Consider the following 15,683-nt stretch of genomic DNA (forward strand, 5'->3'; position numbering starts at 1 on the left):
TTCCCCGTTGTCGTGCTCGGATCTCGCGCTGAAGGCAGAACTTTCTTTGTTAACCTGGTGGTAACAGATAATTTTGTGTCACAAAAAAAGATATGTCGAACGCCGGGGGCTAGCGATGGCGATCGAAGGGTGTCGTTATGCGCCCATTTAAGAGGGGAGCGGATCGGGCTCGGATGGGAGGTGCGGGCTGAGCCTGGACATGGGCGAGGGGTCTGTTTCCAGCGGGAAACCAGACCCGAGCCGCGCGGGGCGCGGCTCGGGTTGGCGCCTTAAATCAGGTCTGGATGGGCGGTTCTGGCCGGGCCTATGCCGGGCTCGGCCCAGACCCTGATGAGCCGATCAAGCCTGACCCAGGATGCGGGGGATCCGCTGGGCCTGGTGGTGAATGTGCTGCGACACCTGCACCGAGAGCTGGCTGCCCTGGCGGGCGTGCTGGCTGATGCGGCCGATCAGGGTGGCGAAGCTGGCCAGCCGGTGCTCCTGGCTCCTGGCGTTGCTGGCCCCCTGCAGGGCGATGACAGCGGTGCTGCGTGCCATCTCCCGCACCGTCTGGGTGGTCTGGCGCAGCTGCTCGGCCTGCTGGCGCTGGCCGCTGGCCTCGCTGGTGATGCGGCTCAGCACGGTCGCGAGCTGATCCCCCGCCTGAGTGAGGCGGGCCAGGATCTCGGTGATCTGGCCGAGGGAGCGCTGGGTGTCGGCCGACAGGTGGCGTACCTCGTCGGCGACCACCGCGAAACCGCGCCCCTGCTCGCCGGCGCGGGCCGCCTCGATGGCGGCGTTGAGCGCCAGCAGGTTGGTCTGCTGGGCGATGTGGCCGATGACATCGACGATGGCGGTCACGTCGTCCACCGAGCGCTTGAGCTGCACCAGGGCGCCACTGCTCTCGTCGATGGCGAGGCCGGTCTGGGCGGTGGCGGCCAGCATGCCCCCCACCAGCCGCTCGCTCTGGCTCATGGAGTGTTCGTTGTGCTGGGCGTGCTGCGCTATCTCGGCGGCCACCAGGTGTACCTCGCTGGCGAGCTGGTTCAGCTCGTTCATCATGCTGTCGCTCTCGTCCACCACCTGCTCCGTGGTGCGGGTGCTGTGATGGATCTGCTGCACCTGATCCACCATCTCCTGCAGGCTCAGGGAGACGCTCGACAGCTGGCTCGCCTTCTGTTGCTGATCCTGCTGCAGGCGCAGGATCAGGCGGTTGTAGCTCGCGACTATGTCCCCCAGCTCGTTGCGCTCGCGCCCCGCCGGCAGCAGCTGTGCCTCGCCGGTGGCATCGAGTTGCAGGAAGGCGCCGCGCAGCTGCAACAGGGGCCTGACCAGCCAGCGCCGTTGCACCAGCGCAAACAGCAGGGCCACCCCTACCAGGCAGAGCGCCAGGGAGCCGAGGATGGTGGCGAGCTCCCGGTTCACATCCTGACGGGCGGCGGCGAGCCGCTCCCCCATCTGGCTGCCGGCCTGCAGCAACTGATCTATGTCCTGCTGCACCCTCTGGCGGGCAGCCTGTTGCTGCTGCAGCGCCTTGCGGCTGTTGTCCAGCTCCTGCGGGTAGCGCTTGAGCAGGGAAACCAGCTCGCGGCGCGGCTGCTCACCAAGCTCATGGCGCACCGGTTCCCCCAGGCTGAAGTCGTCGGCCGGCGCCTCCTCAAACAGCCCGAGCGGCGGCAGCCTGGCCAGGCTGTCCGCCTGTTTTTGCAGGGCGGCCAGCTCGAATTGCAATCCGGTCAGCAGCTTGGGACTGGCCTGCGCCATGTAGTTCTGGCGCAGGTGGGCCAGTCCCGGCAGGCTCGCCAGTATGTCGGCCGCCCCCTGGCGGTATCGATCGGCGCTGGCAGGATCCGCCCCAGCCGCCCCCTGCTGGCCATAGCGCAGCAGGGCCTTGGCGTGGGCGGTCAGCTCGTTCTCGGCATTTTGCAGCAGCCACTCGCGGTTGCCGGAGAGCTTGCCCGCCGCCAGGTAATCGCCGTCGATGCGTGCCCCCATCCGCTCGAGCAGGGCGCGCAGCGGGGTGCTCGGTGACGCCTCCTGCCGCGCCAGCTGGCCGAGTGCCTGCTTGCGGATCCCCTGGGCCTCCGCCAGGCGCAGCGGATCGCCGCTGTCGAGGTAGCCGCGCAACTTGCCCTGCAGCGGGCCGGTCAGTTGCTGCTGCAGGCGCTCGTGCTGGCGCTGGGCTTGCTCGGTCTGCTGGAGTCGCTGCCAGCCATGAAACAGGGCGGCGGCCTGAACGCCGGCCACCAGCAGCAGTACCAGGGAGGAGAGGGTGGCGTAATGGGCTATTTTCACATCAGATTCCTGCTTGAACCACGCGATGGCGCGAGCTTAAGCAGGAGTGATGGCGTTTTTATGACAGGGAAGCGGGGGCCTTGCCAGCCTTGGGGGAGCGGGCCAGCAGGCCGAGCAGGGCGCCGCCCATGATGAGGGCCCCCGCCAGCAGATGGCGCGGGGTGAGCTGCTCGCCGTTGAGCCAGACCAGCAGCAGGGTGCTCAAGAGCGGCGTCAAATAGGCCAGCGCGCCGATGCGGCGCGGATCCCCGTCCCGCAGCGCCAGGTACCAGGTGACGAAGGCCGCCCCCATGGGGCCGAGCGCCAGCCCCACGATGAGCAGCCAGTCTGCCTGCGGGATCTGGCCTAGCGGCAGCGGCCCCTCCAACCCCCTGGCGAGCAGCAACGCCAGCAGCCCGGCGGGCAGGCAGGCGGCGGCCGTGACCACGGCGGGGGCGGGGGGCAGGCGACGGGAGAGCACGGAGTAGGCGCCCCAGACGATGGCGGCGCCGAGCGCCAGCAGGTAACCGGTCAGGTGAGCCTGCTGCAACTGCAGCTTGCCATCGACCATCACCAGCACGGAGCCGGCGAGGCCGAGCGCCCCGGCCAGCAGGTGACGCGGATGCAGCGGATGACCCGGCAGCAGCAGCGGTGTGAACAAAATGATGCACAGCGGCCACAGGTAGTTGATGAGGTTCGCCTCCAGCACGGGGGCGTGGCGAAAGCTCATGAACAGCAGCAGGTGGTAGAGCAGCAGGGCCGTGATGGTCACCAGCCAGGTGACGGGGCGGGCCCGCCACTGGCGCCAGAACGGCAGGGCACCCGCGCCGCAGAAGAACAGCACCAGCCCCACCAGCACCAGCGGCGACACGCTGGTGATCCGGGAGGTGAGCGCGGCGAGCGAGGCCCACAGCAGTATGGTGACCAGGGCCAGTCCGGTGGACTTGTCCCACCAGGAAACAGCAGACATCCGACACTCCTTTGCAAGATGAACGAAAAAGAGGGCCAGTCTAGCAGACTGGCCCTCCCTTGGCTGCGGCCTCTTCAGCGCGCCTTGCCGATGCCCTAGTGCTCGGCACCTATCGTCGGTCTATCCCTGACCCCAAGTGATCAGTCGCAGCTTGTTCATCTCCTCTCCTTGGCAGGCAAGGTGTCGCTCGGCCCAGCGTCCATCGTCAGGGGATCAGCTTGAGCAGGCGGCCGTTGCCGGCATCGGTCAATAGATAAAGGGCACCGTCCGGCCCCTCCTTGACGGTGCGGATCCTTTCCCCGAGATCGGTCAGCAGCCGCTCCTCCGAGAGGATCTTGTCCCCCGCCAGGCGCAGGCGCAACAGGGCCTGGCCGCGCAGGGCGCCGACGAACAGATCCCCCTGCCATGCCTTGAACAACTCGCCCCGATAGAAGGTCATGCCCGAGGGTGCGATGGAGGGAACCCAGACCCAGAGCGGTGGCACCATGCCCGCCGCCGCCGTGCCCGAGCCTATCTTGCCGCCGCCATACTCCTCGCCGAAGGTCACCTTGGGCCAGCCGTAGTTGCGGCCGGGCAGGATGAGGTTGACCTCATCCCCGCCCTGGGGGCCGTGCTCGTGGGCCCAGAACTGCTGGCTGCCGGGGCGCAGCGCCGCCCCCTGCATGTTGCGATGGCCCAGGCTCCAGATCTCGGGCAGGGCGCCCGGCTCCTTGACGAAAGGATTGTCGACGGGCACCCGGCCATCCCGGTGCAGGCGCACCGTCTTGCCGAGGTGGTTGTCCAGGCTCTGGGCCCGCACCCGCTCAGTGAAGCGATCCCCCAGGGTGATGTAGAGGTAGCCGTCATCGGTCAACAGCAGGCGGGAGCCGAAGTGGGCGCCGCCGGCGACCTTGGGCACCTGACGAAACAGCAGTTGCCAGTCGACCAGGCTGTCTTTCTGCAGCCGGGCCCTGGCCACGGCGGTGCCGGCGCCCCCCTCGCCGGGTTCGCTGTAGCTCAGATAGAGCCAGCCCTCCTGGTCCAGGGCGAGATCGAGCAGGCCGCCCTGGCCCGCGTTGGCGATGGGCGGCAGGCCGGCGATGACGTGGCGCTGGCCTTTGGCGTCGATGCGCAGCAGGCGGCCGGGGCGCTCGCTGATCAGCAGCTCCCCCCCGGGCAGGAAGGCCAGCCCCCAGGGGTGGGTCAGCCCGTCCACCAGCGGTACCAGGGTCAGCGCCCGTACCGGGGTCACCAGGCAGATCAGCAGCAGTGCAAGCAGTCGCAACAAGGGACTTCTCCTCTCTCGAATGGACCGGGGTGCCGGGCGGGCCAGCGGGGATGGTCGCTGAAGTATAGGGAGGGAGGTTGCAAAGAGTCGGAAACAACAAGCCCCTGCGCGGGCAGGGGCTTGGGCGGTGACACTGTCGGCTGACGCTTAGAGGCCGAACGTCTCCTGCAGCTCCTGCATGTCCCGCGCGCTGACCCCTTCAGGTTCGAAGCCGCTGGCGAGGCACATCAGGTGCAGCTTGGCGCCCTTGTTCGCCACGTCGACGAAGTCGAATGCCATCAGCGCATCGATGCCGGTGGCCACGGCGCCGTGCTTCTCCCAGATCGCCACGTCATGCTGACGCAGGGCGGCGGTGGTGCCGTCCGCCATGGTCTGGCTGCCGGGCATGCAGTAGGGCACCACTGCGATGCCGCGGGGAACGAAGGCGCGCACTTCCGGCAGCATCTTCCAGCAGGCATGGGTGTAGGACGCGCTGTCGCGGGCGTAACGCGGATGGTGGGAGAGGGCGATCAGCTCCAGCGGGTGGGTGTGTACCACGCAGCGGTCGGCGGCGCCCCGGCGTTGCTTGTCCATGATGATCTCCACGTGGGAGATGAACTCGCTGGTCGGCCGGTAGTCGTGCAGGCCGCGGCCGCCCCACAGGATGTGATAGCCGCGGGCCTCGTCATCGATCCGCAAGACACAGCCCGCGAGATCCGGGTTGCGCAGCTCGCGGATCCGCTCGCCGGTGCCCTTGACGAAGAACAGGTGACCGGCGCTGTCGGCCGGGAAGGCCCCCTCGCCGCCCACCATGGAGAGCGGGCAGTGGGGATAGCCGCTCAGATCGGTCGGCGCCGGCCCGAAGATGTCGGTGAGATCGACCGAGATGTTGCCGCCATTGCGCTCGGCCCACTCCCGTTGCCACAGGTAGGCGGACACCTCGACCACCTTCTCGATTTCAGCCAGCACGGCCGCATTGAATTCAATCTGCTGCATCATTCCCTCTACTCGCATTGTGAAGCTGGAGCCACTGTATCGGGGGCTGGTGGGGCGGGCCTCAACGAGGCAGCCAAGGCCGGGGAGGAGTTGGCCGGATTTTCAAGAAGCGGGAAATAGGCTGTAAAAACGCCGCCCTGGGCAGGCGGCGTAGCGAGTGAGATTGGCTAGGGGCCTGGCTCAGAAGGCGGCCTGATAGAGCGCCAGCAGCTCGGCCTTGCTGGCCGGTCTCGGCGCGCAGCCGGAGCAGGGGTCGGCTTCGGCTGCATCGACCCAGCCCGGCAGATCCTCTGGCCGGATGCCGAGCTCACGCAGGCCGGAGGGGATGCCGACCCGGCTGGAGAGCGCCCTTATGGCCTCGATGGCGGCGTGGGCGGCGGCCTCCTCGCTCAGGGCGCCGGTGTCGACTCCCATGGCGGCCGCTATCTCGGCGAAGCGCGCCGTCCTGACCTGCAGGTTGAACGCGCAGACCACCGGCAGCAGTATGGCATTGCAGACGCCGTGGGGCAGGTTATGGGTGGCGCCCGGCTGGTGGGCCAACGAGTGCACATAGCCTAGCCCGGCGCTGTTGAACGCCATGCCGGCGAGGAACTGGCCGTGCGCCATCATCTCGCGGGCGGTCAGATCCTGGCCGTCTGCCACCGCCTGTGGCAGGTATTCGGCGATCAGCCGGATGGCGGCAAGGGCCGGGTGATCGGTCAGCACGTGGGCACCGATGGAGACATAGGCCTCGATGGCATGGGTCAGTGCGTCCATGCCGGTGGCGGCGGTCACGGCGGCCGGCAGCCCTGTCATCAGGGTAGGATCGTTGACCGCCACCTCGGGGATCAGGGCCGGATCTATGATGACCATCTTCACCTTGCGCCCGGTGTCGGTGATCACCGCGTTGCTGGTTACCTCGGCGGCCGTGCCAGAGGTGGTGCTGACGCACGCCATGAAGGGGCCGCGGTGGATGACCTTGCCGATCCCCTCGAACGCATGGATCGGCTTGCCGGGGTTGGCCACCAGGGCGCGGATCGCCTTGGCGGTATCCATGGCGCTGCCGCCGCCAAAGCCGATGAGGGCATCACAATCTCCCTCCTGCCAGCTCGCCAGCGCCGCCTCGACGACCCTGTCGGTCGGGTTGGCCAGGACGCCGTCGAAGATCACCGGGTTGAACCCCTGATCGCGCAAGGCGGCGAGCAGACCATCCAGCAGGCCGAACGTCAGCAGCGCCTGCTCGGTCACTATCAGTGGTCGGCGGGCGGGTTGCTGGCTCATCAGCACGACCAGATCCTGGATGGCGCCGCGGCCCGAGAGGCTGAGTTGGGGCAAACAGAGTGTGAAGCTCATGATCAATATCTCCTTGGGAATGAAATTAGGGAGATATTAAGCCTGTCAGGGCGGATGACCTTGAAGAGACAGCCAGCATAAATAATATATTGGCAGTGAGTTGAAGATTATTTATAGCGCTTTCGATATTGCAGTGGGGTCGCTTCAAATACATGATTAAACTTGCTGGAAAAATAATTCCCATCATTGAATCCGCTTTCGAACGCGATCTCGGTCACGGATTTTTCGGTATGACTGAGCAACCAGGAGGCGCGGCATAATCTGAGCCGGCCAAGATAGTTATTGGGCGTCAAACCCGTGTGTTCCTGTATTTTCCGATTCAGGGTGCGCAGCGGAATGGTGAAGCGCTCGGATAATTCACTCCAGTCGATCTCTTCCCGATAATTTTCATCGAGATAGCTGATGAGGGACGATAGCCGCGCCTGATCGGCCTCCCCCTGCTCGCCGGTCAGGGCGCGCTGCTGGGTGCGCCAGAGCAGCACCGCCAGCTGGCTGAACAGGGCCTCGATCATTACCGGAGAGCAGGCATCCCGCCGATCGCTCTCCTGCGCTATCTGGCCCAGCAGGGTCTCGCTATGGGCCTGCAGATGGGCGGGCAGGCGCAGCACCCCGCTCCCCGGGTGGCAGCTGGTCTGCAGCATCTGCTCCAGATCGCCGGCAAGGTGGAATCCTTCTGGCCGGAACAGCACATTGGTCAGGCAGAGATCCTTCATCTGATCGAACATGTGGGCATCGTCCTCCCGCAGGTAGAACACGCTGCCCCGGCTGATGTGTACCGCACTGCCGTCCGTGATGTGGATGGCGCAGCCAGACTTGATCAGCACCAATTCATGAAACGAATGGCAGTGCTCCGGGAAGGGCTCCTGAGGGGCACGCGGTAACACGCTGATGATCCGGTTCTGGTCAAAGAAGTCGGTCTGCTGCAGACGAAACATGATCGGACTCTTCATGAAGGGATGCTCAGTGAATACGCGCATAGAGGGCGCAGGGTCAAATTGGCAGAGTGTTTTCCGTGAGGCCTTTCACAGTTATCCGTTATTTATTTAACGGCCAGCTTCAATTGTTTCCTGCCATGGAAATTAAATTTGAACTGACTCACAGTTTTATATCGGCAACGGACTTTCTCGATTTTTATGCCAGTCGTTCCTTTTTTATGGCCTTGGGAGAAAGGTGGTGAATAATTCAGAAACATAAAGTGACGACATCGAGAATTATGGAGTCGATTCGATGTCAGTCAATATTGCAGCAGTGGATTTGGGTGCCTCCAGCGGGCGAGTAATATGGGCCCGCTATGATCCGGTCACACAAGATATCGCCATGCAGGAGATGCACCGCTTCGCCAACGGCATGGTGCAGATCGACGGGCAGGATTGCTGGGAGCCGGAGCGCCTCTTCTCCAACATTCTGCACGGGCTGGAAAAAATCGATACCGCCGGTGTGCGACTCGACGCGGTCGGCATCGACGCCTGGGGCGTCGACTTCGTGCTGCTGGATGCGGCCGGCAAGATGCTCGGCGAGGCGGTGGCCTATCGCGACGATCGCACCGACGGCGTGCCGGAGCGGCTGTGGCAGCAGTTGCCACGGGAGGCCATCTACCGCCGCAGCGGCATCCAGTTTCTGAAGTTCAACAGCCTGTACCAGATCCGGGCGCTGCTTGACGAGCAGCCGGCCTGGCTGGCCCAGGCCGCCCGCCTGCTGCTGATCCCGGATTACCTGCACTACCGCCTGAGCGGCGAGCTGAGTTGCGAATTCACCAATGCCTCCACCAGTCAGCTGGTCAACGCCCGCAGCCGTGACTGGGATCCCGAGCTGCTGGCGCTGATCGGGGAGGGGGCCAACTGGCTGCAACCCATCACGGCCCCCGGCACCCGGCTGGGGCACTGGACCAGCCCCTCCGGCCATCAGGTCAGCGTCATCCTGCCCGCGACCCACGATACCGGCTCGGCCATAGTCGCCACCCCGCTGGCCGGGAGTGGGGCCGCCTACATCAGCTCCGGCACCTGGTCACTGGTCGGGGTCGAGCGTCAGGCCCCTATCACCGACGAGGCCGCAGAGGCGGCCAACCTGACCAACGAAGGAGGGGTGGAGGGCACCTGGCGCCTGCTCAAGAACGTCATGGGGCTCTGGCTGGTGCAGCGGCTGCAGGCGCTGTGGCCCAGCCAGAGCTTCGCCGCCCTGGTGGCACAGGCCGAACAGGCCAGGCCCTTCGCCTACCTCATCCACCCCAACGATGAGCGTTTCCTCAATCCCCCCTGCATGCGCACGGCGATCCAGCAGTTCTGTCAGGAGACGGGACAAGGCAGGCCGCAGACGGCGGGGGAGCTGGTGCGCTGCGTGCTGGACAGCCTGGCGCTCTGCTATGACCGGGTGCTTGGCGAGCTGGAGGCCGTCACCGGCGAGCCCATCACCAGACTGCACATCGTCGGGGGGGGCTCCCAGAATCAACTGCTCAACCGCCTCTGCGCCGACATCTGCCAGCGCACCGTGCTGACCGGGCCGGTGGAGGCCTCGGCGCTCGGCAACATCGGCTGGCAGCTCAAGGGGCTGGGCCTCTTGCTGGATCTGGCGGACGTGCGCCGGCTGATCCGCCACAACACCCGCATCGAAACCCTGGAACCCCGTGAGGTCCCGCAGCTGGATCGCCACCGGAAACACTTTGCCGCGCTCTGTGCGCACAGCCATTCAGATACCTTAATCGAGGAAGTTGTATGAACCCGAACATTGAAACCGCCTTCGCCCTGGCCAAACAGCAATATGCCGCGCTCGGCGTCGACGTCAACCAGGCGCTGGCGACCCTGGCCACCATTCCCGTCTCCATGCACTGCTGGCAGGGGGATGACGTCGGCGGCTTCGAGGCCGAGGCCGGCGATCTGACCGGCGGCATCCAGGCGACCGGCAACTACCCGGGCAAGGCCCGCAACGCCACCGAGCTGCGACGGGATCTCGACCTGGCGATGTCGCTTATCCCCGGGGCCAAACGCCTCAACCTGCACGCCATCTACCTGGAGTCCGAGGTCCCGGTGGCGCGCGACCAGATAGAGCCGAAGCACTTCGCCAACTGGGTGAACTGGGCCAAGGCGAAGGGGATTGGGCTCGATTTCAACCCCAGCTGCTTTTCTCACCCGCTGAGCGCCGATGGCATGACACTGGCGCACCCGGACCCCGAGATCCGCCGCTTCTGGATCGATCACTGCAAGGCCAGCCGCCGCGTCTCCGCCTCCTTCGGCCAGGCGCTGGGTACTCCCTCGGTGATGAATATCTGGATCCCGGACGGCATGAAGGATCTGCCCGCCGACCGGCTGGGGCCCCGCCAACGCCTGATGGCCGCCCTGGACGAGGTGCTGGCCGAGCCGCTGGACGAGGCCCATCACATCGATGCGGTGGAGAGCAAGCTATTCGGCATAGGTGCCGAGTCCTACACCGTCGGCTCGAACGAGTTCTACCTGGGCTATGCCAGCTCCCGCGACATCGCGCTCTGCCTGGATGCCGGCCACTTCCACCCCACCGAGGTCATCAGCGACAAGATCAGCGCGGCCTCCCTGTTCGTTCGCCACCTGCTGCTGCACGTCAGCCGCCCGGTGCGCTGGGACAGCGACCACGTGGTGCTGCTGGACGACGAGACCCAGGCCATCGCCAACGAGATAGTGCGCAACGATCTGCTGGCGCGAGTGCATGTCGGGCTCGACTTCTTCGATGCCTCCATCAACCGCATCGCGGCCTGGGTCATCGGCACCCGCAACATGAAGAAGGCGCTGGTGCGCGCCCTGATCGAACCCATAGCCCTGCTGCGTCAGGCCGAGCAGCAGGGGGATTACGCCACCCGTCTCGCCCTGATGGAAGAGACCCGCAGCCTGCCCTGGCAGGCGGTCTGGGACTATGCCTGTGCCCAGGAAGGGGTACCGGTCGGTACCGACTGGCTGGCGGTGGTCAAGGGTTATGAGACCGAGGTGCTGTCGGCGCGTCGCTGATGAGGCATCAGGCACCCGGCCTGTGCCGGGTGTCATAAAAACAACAAAAACAGCTCGGTGGCCCGCCGGAACGCTTTCCCCCGGCGGTCAGCCGCAACACAATCGTACCCATACAAGGAAGATCTTATGTCTGCTATCGCATCAGGAATCGGTTGGCACCTGGTTGGCGCCGCCTCCGCCGCCTCCTTCTATGCCCCCCTCAGCAAGGTCAAGAAATGGTCGTGGGAGACGACCTGGGCCCTGGCCGGCCTCTTCTCCTGGATCCTGCTGCCCTGGTTCGTCACCTCCCTGCTGATCGAGGACTTCGCTTCCTTCTACAGCGTGGTGGACAGCAAGGCGTTCTGGGGCATGTTCCTGTTCGGCGCCATGTGGGGCGTCGGCAACGTCAACTATGGCCTCACCATGCGCTACCTCGGCATGTCCCTCGGCATCGGCATCGCCATCGGGGTCACCCTGGTGGTCGGCACCCTGATGCCCCCCATTCTGCGCGGCGAGTTTGGCACCCTGATCGGCACCTCCAGCGGCCAGATCACCCTGTTGGGAGTGCTGGTCGCCCTGGTCGGCATCGGCATCGTCACCTGGGCCGGTCACCAGAAGGAGCAGAGCCTGGGCACGGCGACCAAGGAGTTCAACCTGAGGAAGGGGCTCGGTCTCGCGGTCATGTGCGGCATCTTCTCGTCGGGCTTCGCCTTCGGGCTGGAGGCGGCGGCCCCCATCAAGCAGGCCTCGCTGGCGCTGGGTATTGACCCGCTCTATGCCATGCTGCCGAGCTACGGCATCATCATGGGTGGCGGTGCCATAGTGAACATGGCCTTCTGCTTCATCCGCCTGGCCACCCGCCCCGAGCTGTCGCTGCGCAAGGATCTGGCCCAGCCGCTGCCTAGCCTGCTGATCAACGGCCTGCTGGCCGCCACCGGTGGCATCATGTGGTACCTGCAGTTCTTCTTCTATGCCTGGGGTGAGGCCAGCATTCCCGAGCACCTCTCCTTCGTGAACTGGATGCTGCACATGAGCGGCTACGTGCTCTGCGGCGGGATCGTGGGGCTGCTGATGGCGGAATGGAAAGGGGTAGGGACGCGCCCGGTGCGCATTCTCTGCATCGGCATGCTGGTGATCGTCGGGGCCGCCAACCTGGTTGGCATGGGCATGGCGTGAGGAGCGACAAGATGATCCGCAAGGCATTTATGATGTCGGTTCACCCCGGCTGCGAGACGGAATACCGCCGTCGTCACGATGAGATCTGGCCAGCCCTGGCCGAGACCCTGAAGGCACACGGGGCCAGCAACTACAGCATCTTTCTCGACTCCAAGAGCTGCCAGCTGTTTGCCTACGTCGAGATAGAGGACGAGGCGCGCTGGGAGGCGGTGGCGGACACCGCCATCTGCCGGGAGTGGTGGGGCTACATGAAGAGCCTCATGCCCTCCCACCCGGATGACAGCCCGATCAGCCGGGAGCTGGTCTCGGTCTTCTGCCTGCCGTGACGCGGCGGGAGCAGGGTTCATCCTGATTGGAACGGGACGCGCGAGCGTCCCGTGTTTCGTTGTGGCGGCTCCTGCTTCGCGCGCCCGTCCCCTATCTCGAGGCATTCAGCCCGGCGCAAGGCGGGGCGCGTACACTTCATGGTATGACGAGACATAGTCGGCACGCCCAGGCGAGCGGCTATGGCCGTCGGTTGGCAACGGGCCTCTTTGAGCGCCGGTTGCAACATCAGGGCCCGCTCAGGCCAGCGATCATGGAGGATAAGATGTCATCACCCGCGTCGGCGCCAAGGCGCTCCCTGTCCGACCTGCTGGCCGGCGTCACCGCGTCGGCGGTCGTGCTGCCCAAGGCCATGGCCTATGCCACCGTGGCCGGTCTGCCGGTGGCGATCGGTCTCTACACCGCCTTCGTTCCCATGTTGCTCTACGCCCTGCTGGGCTCCTCCCGGGTGCTCAGCGTCAGCTCCACCAGCACCCTGGCGATCCTGACCGCGACCCAGCTCGGGGTGGTGGTGCCGGATGGCGATCCCGGCCAGCTGCTCATGGTGACGGCCACCCTGACCCTGCTGGTGGGGGCCATGCTGATGCTGGCGGCGGTGCTGCGGCTCGGCTTCGTGGCGAACTTCATCTCCCTGCCGGTGCTGGTGGGGTTCAAGAGCGGCATCGGGCTGGTCATCATCCTCGATCAGCTGCCCAAGTTGTTCGGGCTGCACATCCAGAAGGAGAACTTCTTCATGGATCTCTACCACCTGGGGCAGGCGTTGCCCGAGACCTCCTGGCTGACGCTGGGGGTCGCCCTCGTCACCCTGGTGGTGCTGGTGTTCATGGAGTGGCGTTTCCCGCACTCCCCGGCTCCCTTGCTGGGGGTGGGCATCGGCATAGCGCTGGTGTGGGGCTGGGGCTTGAACGAGGCGGGGGTCGCCATCGTCGGGGCCATTCCCACCGGCCTGCCCAGCCTGACGATGCCGGATCTGGAGCTGGTGCTGCAGCTGCTGCCGGGGGCGGCGGGGATAGCGCTGATGAGCTTCACCGAGACCATAGCCGCTGGCCGTGCCTTCGTGGGGGAGGGGGAGCCCGAGATCAATCCGAACCGCGAGCTGGTGGCCACCGGTCTTGCCAACCTGGGCGGCGCCTTCTGCGGCAGCATGCCGGCGGGGGGCGGCACCTCCCAGACCGCGGTGGTCCGCTCCGTCGGGGGTCTGAGCCAGTGGGCCTCCGCCGTCACGGCCGCGATGGCGCTGGCCACCATGATCTTCCTCGCCCCCCTGCTGTCCTGGTTGCCGAACGCCACCCTGGCGGTGGTGGTCATCGTCTACTCGGTGGGCCTCATCCAGCCGGGGGAGTTTCGCAAGATAGGGCAGATCCGCATGATGGAGTTCCGCTGGGCCGCCATCGCCTGCCTGGGGGTGCTGCTGTTTGGCACCCTGCAGGGGATAGTGGTGGCGATCCTGGCCTCCCTGCTGGGGCTTGCCAGCCAGACGGCGCAGCCCCAGGTCTATGTGATTGGCCGCAAGCCGGGGGAGGATGTGCTGCGTCCGCTCGCCGAGCGCCACCCCGATGACGAGACGATCCCGGGCCTGCTGATCCTGCGGCCGGAGGGGCGCCTCTTCTTCATCAATGTGCAGTATGTGGCCGCCCAGATCCGCCAGCTGATCGACACCCACCAGCCCGAGGTGGTGGTGCTGGACATGAGCCGGGTGCAGGATGTGGAGTACTCGGCGCTGATGATGCTGATGGAGGGGGAGCAACATGCGCGCGCCAGGGGGGTCAACCTCTGGCTGGCCGGGCTCAATCCCGGGGTGCTGGAGAACGTGCGCCGCTGCGGTCTGGCCAGCCAGCTGGGGGCCGGCCGCATGCTGTTCAACGCCAGGGCGGCGATCCGCCAATATCAACAGGGCAAGGGGTGAGCCTGCGGCTCGCCCCTTGCGGCTGATCAGAAGGGTTCTGGGATGAAGCGGAACGGGTGGTCGGTGGGCTTGACCTTGCCGATCTTGCGCTTGGGCAGCTTGACCGGTTCGGCCGGCAGCTCCTCGTAGGGGATATGGGTCAGCAGGTGGGAGATGATGTTGAGTCGCACCCGTTTCTTGTCCTCGGAGCGGGCCACGAACCAGGGGGCCCAGGTGGTGTCGGTGGCGGCAAACATGGCATCCCGCGCCTGGGTGTAGTCATCCCAGCGATCGAATGACTTGATGTCCATCGGCGAGAGTTTCCAGGTCTTGCGACCATCGTCGATGCGATCCCGCAACCGGCGCTCCTGCTCCTCCGGGCTCACCTCCAGCCAGTACTTCAGCAGGATGATGCCCGAATCGACCATGGACCACTCCATCTGCGGCGTGCTGGCCAGGAACTTGTCACTCGCCTCCGGGGTGCAGAAGCCCATGATCCGCTCCACCCCCGCCCTGTTGTACCAGCTGCGATCGAAGATGACGACCTCGCCGGCGGCGGGCAGATGGGGGACGTAACGCTGGACATAGAGCTGGCTCTTCTCCCGCTCGGTGGGGGCGGGCAGGGCCACGACCCTGAACACCCGCGGGCTGACCCGCTCGGTGATGGCCTTGATGGTGCCGCCCTTGCCGGCGCCGTCGCGCCCCTCGAATACGATGCACACCTTGAGCCCCTTGTGCACCACCCACTGCTGCAGCTTCACCAGCTCCACGTGCAGGCGCCGCAGCTCCTTCTCGTACTCCTTGGTGCCGAGCGCCTTGAGCTCCTCGGCCAGTGCCGGCTGTTCAGGTTTGGATTTTTTTTTGCTAGCCATGATTCCCTTCTCTTGATGCGAGCCAATGAAGAATGGTCGTCTCGTCATCGACGACTCACTCCAAGAGTGTACATGACTGAATCCGCCGTGACAGGCCTGGCCGTTGAGCGTCAATCTTGTCCCTTATGGCATAGCCCCGGGATGACTAGCCGAGGCTAGTGCGGGTCAGCGCGAGGGATCCCGGGTGGGTGGCGCCAGGATAGGTGTGGGGGGGAACCACCAGCGATAGAGATCGAACCAGCCGTCGCGCTGGGCAATCACCACATCGTGCACCGGATCCCGCTGGAACAGGGCTATCTTGTTCTCGGTGAGGGGCACCCAGGCGTAGTTGACCAGCGCGTATTCTGACTGCAACTGGTTGTATTCGTTGAGGTAGGAATCCTTCTTGCCGGAGGCGTGCAGCTGGGTACGGCTGTCGATCAGGTAGATCAGCTGATTGAGGAAGGTGAGCTGGAAGCCGGTGACGCGCCACACCTCACCGCTGGCCAGCTCCTCCTGGATGACGGTCATCTTGCCCCAGCGACAGATGCCATGATAGTTGACGCCGTTGGCCGACATCTTCAGATCGTAGTGGCAGCCGAAGCTGTTGATGACGAGCCCGCCCGTGCAGAGCAGGAGCAGCAGCAGGGGCGACAGCAGCAGGGCATTGCGCAGCGTGCGTCTCATGGTTCCACCCGGGGCA

13 protein-coding genes are annotated in these 15,683 nt (G+C 65.5%); 5 read left to right on the forward strand and 8 right to left on the reverse strand.

The features are described from left to right. Positions 1 to 339: 339 nt before the first annotated feature. The 6 genes from AACW18_RS09255 to AACW18_RS09280 all read right to left on the reverse strand — a co-directional run bounded on the left by AACW18_RS09255 (position 340) and on the right by AACW18_RS09280 (position 7,747). The gene (locus AACW18_RS09255) at positions 340 to 2,274 is read right to left on the reverse strand and encodes a methyl-accepting chemotaxis protein (RefSeq protein ID WP_218388460.1); all 1,935 of its coding nucleotides are present in this window, start codon (positions 2,272 to 2,274) and stop codon (positions 340 to 342) included. A 58-nt stretch (positions 2,275 to 2,332) separates the two neighbouring features. Further along, positions 2,333 to 3,223: a DMT family transporter gene (locus tag AACW18_RS09260; RefSeq protein WP_218388461.1), complete on the reverse strand. Its 891-nt coding sequence runs from the start codon at positions 3,221 to 3,223 to the stop codon at positions 2,333 to 2,335. A gap of 205 nt (positions 3,224 to 3,428) precedes the next feature. Beyond that, the gene (locus AACW18_RS09265; RefSeq protein WP_218388462.1) at positions 3,429 to 4,490 is read right to left on the reverse strand and encodes a PQQ-dependent sugar dehydrogenase; all 1,062 of its coding nucleotides are present in this window, start codon (positions 4,488 to 4,490) and stop codon (positions 3,429 to 3,431) included. A gap of 147 nt (positions 4,491 to 4,637) precedes the next feature. Continuing rightward, positions 4,638 to 5,465 carry a rhamnulose-1-phosphate aldolase gene (gene rhaD, locus AACW18_RS09270; RefSeq protein ID WP_033130217.1) on the reverse strand — a complete coding sequence of 276 codons (828 nt, stop codon included), beginning with the start codon at positions 5,463 to 5,465 and terminating at the stop codon, positions 4,638 to 4,640. Positions 5,466 to 5,645: 180 nt separating this feature from the next. Then, on the reverse strand, positions 5,646 to 6,797 hold the full coding sequence (locus AACW18_RS09275; RefSeq protein WP_218388463.1) for an iron-containing alcohol dehydrogenase: 1,152 nt from the start codon (positions 6,795 to 6,797) through the stop codon (positions 5,646 to 5,648). A gap of 107 nt (positions 6,798 to 6,904) precedes the next feature. After that, positions 6,905 to 7,747 carry a helix-turn-helix domain-containing protein gene (locus AACW18_RS09280; RefSeq protein WP_256351829.1) on the reverse strand — a complete coding sequence of 281 codons (843 nt, stop codon included), beginning with the start codon at positions 7,745 to 7,747 and terminating at the stop codon, positions 6,905 to 6,907. Between the two features lie 277 nt (positions 7,748 to 8,024). On the opposite strand from AACW18_RS09280, the gene rhaB reads away from it, so the two are divergent. From rhaB to AACW18_RS09305, 5 genes are all read left to right on the forward strand, one after another. Then, positions 8,025 to 9,509, forward strand: coding sequence for a rhamnulokinase (gene rhaB / locus AACW18_RS09285; RefSeq protein ID WP_218388464.1), 1,485 nt, complete (start codon positions 8,025 to 8,027; stop codon positions 9,507 to 9,509). Then, on the forward strand, positions 9,506 to 10,765 hold the full coding sequence (locus AACW18_RS09290) for an L-rhamnose isomerase (protein WP_218388465.1): 1,260 nt from the start codon (positions 9,506 to 9,508) through the stop codon (positions 10,763 to 10,765). The genes rhaB and AACW18_RS09290 overlap by 4 nt, the downstream gene beginning before the upstream one ends. 126 nt (positions 10,766 to 10,891) lie before the next feature. Beyond that, entirely contained in the window at positions 10,892 to 11,920 is a 1,029-nt protein-coding gene (rhaT, locus tag AACW18_RS09295; protein WP_033130189.1) for an L-rhamnose/proton symporter RhaT, read from the forward strand. A gap of 11 nt (positions 11,921 to 11,931) precedes the next feature. Next, complete coding sequence (rhaM, locus tag AACW18_RS09300) at positions 11,932 to 12,246, forward strand: L-rhamnose mutarotase (protein WP_218388466.1); 315 nt, start codon at positions 11,932 to 11,934, stop codon at positions 12,244 to 12,246. Between the two features lie 263 nt (positions 12,247 to 12,509). Beyond that, a complete protein-coding gene (locus AACW18_RS09305; protein ID WP_256351830.1) occupies positions 12,510 to 14,150 on the forward strand; it encodes a SulP family inorganic anion transporter in 1,641 nt (546 codons plus the stop codon). Between the two features lie 26 nt (positions 14,151 to 14,176). On the opposite strand, the gene ppk2 is transcribed toward AACW18_RS09305, so the two are convergent. Together ppk2 and AACW18_RS09315 are read right to left on the reverse strand one after the other, a co-directional pair. Then, positions 14,177 to 15,001 carry a polyphosphate kinase 2 gene (ppk2, locus tag AACW18_RS09310; protein ID WP_218388467.1) on the reverse strand — a complete coding sequence of 275 codons (825 nt, stop codon included), beginning with the start codon at positions 14,999 to 15,001 and terminating at the stop codon, positions 14,177 to 14,179. A 165-nt stretch (positions 15,002 to 15,166) separates the two neighbouring features. Further along, positions 15,167 to 15,667 (reverse strand): hypothetical protein, encoded by a 501-nt coding sequence (locus AACW18_RS09315; RefSeq protein ID WP_218388468.1) that lies wholly within the window; start codon positions 15,665 to 15,667, stop codon positions 15,167 to 15,169. Positions 15,668 to 15,683 lie beyond the last annotated feature (16 nt).

The organism is Aeromonas sp. sia0103 (assembly GCF_963895295.1).
In the GTDB taxonomy this organism is placed as follows: Bacteria; Pseudomonadota; Gammaproteobacteria; order Enterobacterales; family Aeromonadaceae; genus Aeromonas; species Aeromonas encheleia.

What these genes read in the sequence shown, in the direction of transcription:
- rhaB (WP_218388464.1), top strand. Translation starts at nt 8,025, where the DNA reads ATGTCAGTCAATATTGCAGCAGTGGATTTGGGTGCCTCCAGCGGGCGA.
- AACW18_RS09280 (WP_256351829.1), bottom strand. Translation starts at nt 7,747, where the DNA reads ATGAAGAGTCCGATCATGTTTCGTCTGCAGCAGACCGACTTCTTTGAC.
- rhaD (WP_033130217.1), bottom strand. Translation starts at nt 5,465, where the DNA reads ATGCAGCAGATTGAATTCAATGCGGCCGTGCTGGCTGAAATCGAGAAG.
- AACW18_RS09315 (WP_218388468.1), bottom strand. Translation starts at nt 15,667, where the DNA reads ATGAGACGCACGCTGCGCAATGCCCTGCTGCTGTCGCCCCTGCTGCTG.
- AACW18_RS09275 (WP_218388463.1), bottom strand. Translation starts at nt 6,797, where the DNA reads ATGAGCTTCACACTCTGTTTGCCCCAACTCAGCCTCTCGGGCCGCGGC.
- ppk2 (WP_218388467.1), bottom strand. Translation starts at nt 15,001, where the DNA reads ATGGCTAGCAAAAAAAAATCCAAACCTGAACAGCCGGCACTGGCCGAG.
- AACW18_RS09305 (WP_256351830.1), top strand. Translation starts at nt 12,510, where the DNA reads ATGTCATCACCCGCGTCGGCGCCAAGGCGCTCCCTGTCCGACCTGCTG.
- AACW18_RS09260 (WP_218388461.1), bottom strand. Translation starts at nt 3,223, where the DNA reads ATGTCTGCTGTTTCCTGGTGGGACAAGTCCACCGGACTGGCCCTGGTC.
- rhaM (WP_218388466.1), top strand. Translation starts at nt 11,932, where the DNA reads ATGATCCGCAAGGCATTTATGATGTCGGTTCACCCCGGCTGCGAGACG.
- AACW18_RS09290 (WP_218388465.1), top strand. Translation starts at nt 9,506, where the DNA reads ATGAACCCGAACATTGAAACCGCCTTCGCCCTGGCCAAACAGCAATAT.
- rhaT (WP_033130189.1), top strand. Translation starts at nt 10,892, where the DNA reads ATGTCTGCTATCGCATCAGGAATCGGTTGGCACCTGGTTGGCGCCGCC.